The 6,446-nt window shown below is 68.7% G+C and carries 8 protein-coding genes; 2 read left to right on the forward strand and 6 right to left on the reverse strand.

Annotation, left to right across the window (positions count from 1 at the left end):
* Positions 1 to 95 precede the first annotated feature (95 nt).
* From ACK41U_RS04395 to ACK41U_RS04420, 6 genes are all read right to left on the reverse strand, one after another.
* A complete protein-coding gene (locus tag ACK41U_RS04395; protein ID WP_409676527.1) occupies positions 96 to 878 on the reverse strand; it encodes a DUF1217 domain-containing protein in 783 nt (260 codons plus the stop codon).
* A gap of 7 nt (positions 879 to 885) precedes the next feature.
* Positions 886 to 1,290 carry a flagellar biosynthesis repressor FlbT gene (flbT, locus tag ACK41U_RS04400; RefSeq protein WP_409676530.1) on the reverse strand — a complete coding sequence of 135 codons (405 nt, stop codon included), beginning with the start codon at positions 1,288 to 1,290 and terminating at the stop codon, positions 886 to 888.
* Complete coding sequence (gene flaF, locus ACK41U_RS04405; protein ID WP_409676533.1) at positions 1,287 to 1,658, reverse strand: flagellar biosynthesis regulator FlaF; 372 nt, start codon at positions 1,656 to 1,658, stop codon at positions 1,287 to 1,289. Before flaF ends, flbT begins: the two co-directional genes overlap by 4 nt.
* 60 nt (positions 1,659 to 1,718) lie before the next feature.
* The gene (locus ACK41U_RS04410) at positions 1,719 to 2,549 is read right to left on the reverse strand and encodes a flagellin (protein WP_409676536.1); all 831 of its coding nucleotides are present in this window, start codon (positions 2,547 to 2,549) and stop codon (positions 1,719 to 1,721) included.
* A 165-nt stretch (positions 2,550 to 2,714) separates the two neighbouring features.
* On the reverse strand, positions 2,715 to 3,029 hold the full coding sequence (locus tag ACK41U_RS04415) for a hypothetical protein (protein ID WP_409676539.1): 315 nt from the start codon (positions 3,027 to 3,029) through the stop codon (positions 2,715 to 2,717).
* Entirely contained in the window at positions 3,026 to 3,355 is a 330-nt protein-coding gene (locus tag ACK41U_RS04420) for a hypothetical protein (protein ID WP_409676542.1), read from the reverse strand. The genes ACK41U_RS04415 and ACK41U_RS04420 overlap by 4 nt, the downstream gene beginning before the upstream one ends.
* A 101-nt stretch (positions 3,356 to 3,456) precedes the next feature.
* Between ACK41U_RS04420 and ACK41U_RS04425 the strand changes: the two genes are divergently transcribed.
* Both ACK41U_RS04425 and ACK41U_RS04430 read left to right on the forward strand, forming a co-directional pair.
* On the forward strand, positions 3,457 to 5,136 hold the full coding sequence (locus ACK41U_RS04425; RefSeq protein WP_409676545.1) for a flagellar hook-length control protein FliK: 1,680 nt from the start codon (positions 3,457 to 3,459) through the stop codon (positions 5,134 to 5,136).
* 9 nt (positions 5,137 to 5,145) lie between these two features.
* The gene (locus ACK41U_RS04430; protein ID WP_409676548.1) at positions 5,146 to 5,823 is read left to right on the forward strand and encodes a flagellar hook capping FlgD N-terminal domain-containing protein; all 678 of its coding nucleotides are present in this window, start codon (positions 5,146 to 5,148) and stop codon (positions 5,821 to 5,823) included.
* The last annotated feature ends 623 nt before the right edge of the window (positions 5,824 to 6,446 follow it).

Below are 6,446 nucleotides of genomic sequence, written 5' to 3' on the forward strand. Positions count from 1 at the left end.
CGCGCCTTTACCGGCAGGTCGGTGGCAGGTCGGCGTCAGGTCGGTGGCAGGTCACGGGCGGGTCGGGGACAGCTCGCCAGAAGGTCGGGGGTGGCTTACTGACGGGTCAGCAATGTCAGCGCCGCGCTGTAGCGGTTCTGGCTGACGGACTGGGTCAGTTGCGCGCGCGCCAGATATTTGCGGATCACCCCCTCGATCGCCTCGGGGCTGGACAGATCGGCCAGCGAGGCCGTGCCCAGCTGCCGCTCGGCCGCCTTGATGAAATCGGCGTTCTGACGTTCGACCGGCAGCCTGCCGAAGGACTTGCTGAAGCCCAGCGCCACCTCGAACAGCTTGCGCAGGGGCGGGTTGCCCATGACCTCGTACCATTGTGTGCGGGTGGTGGACTCGGACCCCGCATAGCGCTGCAATTCGCGCCGGGCGTTGAGGGCGATGCGCAGATCCTCATCGCCCGCCCCGACACGCCGTTCGTATTCGCGTTCGATCAGGGCGGTGCCAAGGGTGTCGGCCAGACCGGCGGGCGGGCCGTCCTTGCGGCCCAGGCCCAGCGTCTCGGCCATGCGCAGATAGCGCTTGTCACTGAGCCGGTTGACCAGCGCGCGGTCATCGGTGACATCGGATTCCAGAATCTTGCGGATGAAGGCCTTGTTCGGGATGTCGTTTTCCAGACCAAAGGCCGACAGGACGGCGGACAGCATCCGGTAATCACCCACCAGCGCCTCGGCCGAGGTGGTCTGGCCGATATTGTCGCGCAGGTAGCCGACCGAGCGCTGGACCATCGCATCCTTGCGCAGCATGTCGATCTGCCGCGCCTCGGTCCGTTGCAGGACCTGCCAGCCCAGAAGGCCGGTGACGCCGGTGAGGATGGGGCGGATCATGGGAACCTCACTGGCGCGCCGCCGCGAACAGGCGCGCCTCGCGGGGCAACAGGTCGCGCAGCTTGCGCAGCGCCTGATAGGCGTTGTCGCCGATCACGTTCCGGGTCGCCTCGGCCAGAAGCAGCCTGCTGTCGCGGTCGTCGAACACCTGACTGAGCTGTTCGATGGCGCGCAAAAGCTGTTGGCGACCCTCGGCCGGGTCGGCATCGCCTGACAGGACAAGCTGGGCGATATAGCAGGCCCGCGAGACCGGGGTCTGCGCCTCGTCGGGGTGGATCGCGTCGCGCAACCGCAGCACCTTCACATTCGGGGTCTTGATCGAGATGCGCGACCTGCGGTCGCCGTTTTCGATCACCGCGCCGTTGATCAGGATGCGTTCATTCGGGGCCAGCTTCAGGACAAGTCCGCTCATGCCGGGACCTCGCCCCGCAGGCCCTTCATGATGGACATGTTGATGTCGATCAGCACGTCGGTCGATGCCTCGCCGGTCATCGCCTTGTGGCCGTGGCGGATGCAGAACCCGGCCAGCGAGATCAGCCCGGCGCGGGTTTCGTCCGGCAGCGCATTTCCCGGCTCGGCCAGATCGGCGGCCAGAAGCGTCCAGAGTTCGGTGTTCAGATGGACCGCCTGAACGGCCTGGGGCGTGGTGCACCGGCGCCCGCACTGGCGCAGCATGCGCGTCACGCGCGAAAATGCGTCATATTCAATATCGCGCGCGCAGCGCAGCGCGCCGTTATTGTAGCCATGCTGTGAGAGTGGCGTTACCGCGTTCAATGGCATGTTCCCGTTCTGGTGGAATGTCGTGGGGGATCGGGGCGCCGATGGGCGCCCCGCCTGTCATCAGCGGAACAGGGCCATGATGGCCGACGGCGCCTGATTGGCGATCGACAGCGCCTGAATGCCAAGCTGCTGCTGGGTTTGCAGCGCCTGCAGACGGGCCGAGGCCTCTTCCATATCGGCATCGACCAGCGCGCCGACACCGACCTTGAGCGAATCGGCCAGCTTGCCGACAAAGTTCGACTGATCGGCGATCCGTTTGCCGGTCGAGCCCAGGGTGGCGGCGCCGGTCAGAACGGTGTTCAGCGCGGTATCCACGGCGGCCAGCGCGGTTGCCGCATCTGCGGTCGTGCCAATCGGCAGCACACCCATCGTGGTCATGGTGGCGGTGATGTTGATCCCGGTCACCCCGACATAAGCGCCCGCCGCAACCGCGACGCCGGCATTGGCCGAGCCGAGGAACTGACGCGCCGTGTCGTTGGCCAGCAGGTTCACGCCGTTCATCTGGGTGGTGGAGGTGATCGAGGTGATCTGCTCGATTTTCCGGGTGATCTCTTGCGTGATCTTGGTGCGGGCCGGGGCATCCATCAGATCCGAGGTCGCGCCGGTGACCAGGGTCTTGATCTCTTTCAGGACTTCGGCAACGCCTTCGGCACCGGTCTGGGCCGTGGCCACGACCGCGCCCGCCGCGTTCAGGTTGTTCTGGATCGTCTTGAAGGCCGCCTGTTCACCCTCCATCACCTTCGAGATCGCCCAGACTGCGGCATTGTCCTTGGCCGACGCAACCGTCTTGCCCGACGAAATCTCGGCCTGGGTCTTGCCGAGGTTGTGGTTGATCGACTTGAGGGTCTGAAGTGCGACAATCGCGCTGTTATTGGTCAGAATGCTGGACATATTGTCCTCCAATGAAAGGACGCTTTGCGCCCGTGATTACATCTTTGGCCTTCTGACCCAGAGGGAGATCCCCCGCCTTACTGGCATGTCACCGGTTTAGCTGCCGGTGATTTAGAATTACTGAATTCGCCCCCGCTTCACAAACAAACAACCCATCGCATTTTATCAAAAGCGATGCGGTGGCGGCGCCAGCGTGGCCGAAATCCGGCGCTGGCCCGCGTGATCATAGGTCTGCAGCGACTGCGCGGTCTGGACGATCACGCGCAGGTCATCCACCGCCTGCCCGGCCCCGCGCAAGGACGCCTCGGCCAGGGCACGCAGATCGGCCAGCGCCGGCTCCAGCCGGTCACAGTCTGCCTGATCGACGCCCTGCGCCAGCAGCGCGGTCAGCGCATCGAGGCCGCTTTGCGCAGCTGCGGCATCACCGGCCAGAAGCGCCGCCCGGATCGCCGCCAGATGCCTGAGGGCCGCGCGGATCATGCCTTTGTCCCGCGCGCGAGAACCGCGCCAAAGCCCAGATCCACACGCTGCGACAGCATCGCGGCATGTTCGCGCGTCAGAAAGCTGGCAAACTGCTCTTCGCCCGCGCCGCCCGAAAACCCGCCCGACAGCGGCCCCGGCCCGCAATATTTCAACATCTCTTCCAGAAAGAGGGTTTCAAGCTGTCTGGCCGCCCCGTCCGTTCGCGATTGCGAATCGGGCAAAGGGGCGCCTGCCCCGATGCTGGCCGGGCCAATGGTGGCCGGGCCAATGGTGATGGGGCCAATGGTGATGGGGATCGACGTGATTGGCGCTGTCATCGACATTCAAAAGCTCCGAAATAGTGCGAATTCAGCGAATATACCGGGGCGGAGTAAATAATCGGTAAGGAATTTGGGTTAGAAATGCCGAAAGGCAGGATTTAAACATGACCGAAATGATCCGTTCTCTGGCTGCGTTCCTCAGGGCCGAGCCCATGATGGCCGAGGGTGACAGGCCCCCCTCCGATGAGGGCGATGAGGGGTTTTCGACCGGCCCCGACGAGGCGACGGCGATGCCCGATATCGTGGCCGACACCGCCTCGCCGCCCCTGCGGGGCGATCCGTTGCGGACCTGGCTGGAGGATCTGGCCGGGATCAGCGCGGAACTTGCCCCGCCACAGCCGCCGCCGGTGACGGATACCGGGTCTGTGCCAGGCGCGGTGGTGCAGGGCGGCCTGACGGACAGCACGACGGCCGACATGGTTGCCGCGCAGGCTGCGGGTGACATGCTTTTTACCGCCGATGTGGCCCCGATGGGCACGGATGAGGCCCCGCTTGCCCATGCAGAGAGGTCAGCGCAGGAGTCCCTCCTGCGCGTTTCGCAGCCGCTGGCGGGCCAGACCGCGCAGACCGGGGCCGAGGCCGCGCAGGCGCAGGGCAGGCAGGCGCAGGGCACGGGTGCGATGGCGGGTCCCGAACCGATCAGCGGACCGCAGGCCGCGCTCGCGGCGGATCCCGCGCAGCAGGCCGATCCCGTTGCAACGGACCCCGTTGCGACCGTCCCCGCTACGACGGGCCGGGCGGTGGCTGCCGCAGGGGAACCGCTGACCAGAACGGACGCCCCCCCGGCACAAGACCTGCGGAACAGAACCGACAGCCCTGCCCCGACAGCGGCTGCGCCCGCGCGCATGCAGGCAGACGCAGGTGCCGGGGCTCTGGCACCGGCACAGGTCGGCGCGCAGATCGGCGCCACCGCCACACCGGGCGGGGCGGTGCCGCAGCAGGTCGCCGGGACTGCAGAGACTCAGGCGGCACCGACCGCGCGCGCAACCCCCGATCAGCTGGTGGCCGACCGGCGGCAGGCGGACACCGCGATGGGCCGCCACCCCGTTCCGGCGACCCTGCGCGACCCGGCCAGCCCGGCGCCCGATGCCGATGCCGAGGCCGATGCCGAGACGTCACCCCAGCCCGCGCGGCGAATGACCGGCCAGGGGGGCGCGGACGAACCGGCCGACGCCCGCAAAGCGGCCGCTCCGACGCCCTCGACGCCGGACGCGGCGCCTGACCGGATCGCGCGGGCGGCGCCGGCATCGGGGCTGACGGCACATGATCCGCAGCCCGCCGAGCCTGTGCGCATGGACGGCGCCTTTGCCCCTGGCATCAGGTTTGCGGGCCCGGCCACGGCCCTGACCCCGCACGGTGATGCGGGGCGCCCCGAAGCCGTCGCGCCGATCCTGCGACAGATCAGCGGCGCGCTGGTCACCACCCGCGGGGGTGTCACGGAAATCGCGCTGGCCCCGGAAGAGCTGGGCCGGTTGCATATGGTGCTGACCGGGCATGACCGGCCCCAGCTGGTGCTTTGGGCGGAACGTCCGGAGACGCTGGAGATGCTGCGCCGCAATGTCGATCTGCTGACGGCTGAACTGCGGGATGCGGGGGTCGAGGCCGGATTGCTGGACTTCCGCGACGGCCCGCCCCCGGACATGCCCGACCCGCCGCGCGAGGACGGCACCGCAGGCGGGCAGGACAGCCACGAGACACGCACCATGGCCACGGCGCTGACCGCAGCGCTGGCCATCGAGACCGGGCGGCCTGCCTCGGCGCGCCGGATTGATGTCAGACTTTAGGAGCCGGAAATGACCCAGGCAGTTTCACCAGCAGGCAACACCGCCCCGGCGGCAAAACCCGAGACGGCCAGCGCCCCGGCCGGGTTCAAGGGCGCCAGCCCGGGGGCCGATTTCGACACATTCCTCAAAATGCTGACCGCGCAGCTGCGCAATCAGGACCCGCTGAACCCGATGGAGGGCACGGATTTCGCAATCCAGCTGGCCACATTCGCCGGGGTCGAGCAGCAGGCGCAGACAAACAAGCTGCTGGCGCAAATGGCGGGCGGCAGTTCGGGCGGGACCGGCAACATCGCCTCGTGGATCGGCAAGGAGGCGCGCACGACCGCACCGGTCTGGTTCGGCCAGAAAGCGATCACGCTGGACATCGCGCCTGCGCCGCAGGCCGAAACTGTGCAGCTTGTCACCCGCGACGACGCCGGGCGCGAGATCGGGCGCACCGAGATCGGGAAAGGGACGGGCCAGATCGACTGGTTCGGGCGCAGCACCGATGGCACCAAACTGCCCGACGGCAAGTACAGCTTTACCCTGGAAAGCTGGCGCGGTGAGGAGAAGGTCGCCAATACGAAGGTCGGCGCCTATACCCGGATCGCGGAGGCCGAGTTCCGGCCCAGCGGCGCCGTGCTGATCTTTGAGGGCGGCAGTTCGGCCCCGGCCACCGAGATCTCGGCGCTGCGCAATCCGGCCTGATGACAGGGGCCGTGGCGCAAGGGTCCGGGCGCCTTGTCCCGGCGGGCCGTTGCGCGGCGGCATGGAGGCACTCGCAGTCGCCGCACCCGCCCCCGCCCCCGCGTCGCGTCGCGGCGCTGTACAGGCGGACCGGTGGCAAATAGCGGGCAGATGGCGGGCCGGTCCGTGGCTTGCTCCGCGCCGGCGGCGGGCCTGCGCGGCGACCTGCCCGCGCGGGCTGAACGCGTCGGAAAGGTGCCCCGGCGGCAGCGACAGGGTGAGGGCCAGCCGCTGCGGTCCTCTCGGCATCAGCCCGCATGCAGCGCGGTCCCGGCCAGCCCCCCACGCTCAACCGACGCCGGAACGCCCGGTGCCCCGGCAGACAGGCACGGACCCGGCGGGCAGGCGCGGTCCCGGCAGACAGGCGCGGTCCCGGCGGGCAGGCGCGGTCCCGGCAGGCAGGCACGGACCCGGCAGGCAGGCGCGGACCCGGCGGGCAGGCGCGGACCCGGCAGGCAGGGGCGGTCCCGGCAGACAGGCACGGACCCGGCGGGCAGGCGCGATCCCGGCAGGCAGGCACGGACCCGGCGGGCAGGCGCGATCCCGGCAGGCAGGCACGGACCCGGCAGGCAGGCGCGGACCCG

The organism is Paracoccus sp. (in: a-proteobacteria), from assembly GCF_046289755.1.
In the GTDB taxonomy this organism is placed as follows: domain Bacteria; phylum Pseudomonadota; class Alphaproteobacteria; order Rhodobacterales; family Rhodobacteraceae; genus Paracoccus.

What these genes read in the sequence shown, in the direction of transcription:
- ACK41U_RS04420 (WP_409676542.1), bottom strand. Translation starts at nt 3,355, where the DNA reads ATGTCGATGACAGCGCCAATCACGTCGATCCCCATCACCATTGGCCCC.
- flaF (WP_409676533.1), bottom strand. Translation starts at nt 1,658, where the DNA reads ATGCCATTGAACGCGGTAACGCCACTCTCACAGCATGGCTACAATAAC.
- flbT (WP_409676530.1), bottom strand. Translation starts at nt 1,290, where the DNA reads ATGAGCGGACTTGTCCTGAAGCTGGCCCCGAATGAACGCATCCTGATC.
- ACK41U_RS04415 (WP_409676539.1), bottom strand. Translation starts at nt 3,029, where the DNA reads ATGATCCGCGCGGCCCTCAGGCATCTGGCGGCGATCCGGGCGGCGCTT.
- ACK41U_RS04425 (WP_409676545.1), top strand. Translation starts at nt 3,457, where the DNA reads ATGACCGAAATGATCCGTTCTCTGGCTGCGTTCCTCAGGGCCGAGCCC.
- ACK41U_RS04430 (WP_409676548.1), top strand. Translation starts at nt 5,146, where the DNA reads ATGACCCAGGCAGTTTCACCAGCAGGCAACACCGCCCCGGCGGCAAAA.
- ACK41U_RS04395 (WP_409676527.1), bottom strand. Translation starts at nt 878, where the DNA reads ATGATCCGCCCCATCCTCACCGGCGTCACCGGCCTTCTGGGCTGGCAG.
- ACK41U_RS04410 (WP_409676536.1), bottom strand. Translation starts at nt 2,549, where the DNA reads ATGTCCAGCATTCTGACCAATAACAGCGCGATTGTCGCACTTCAGACC.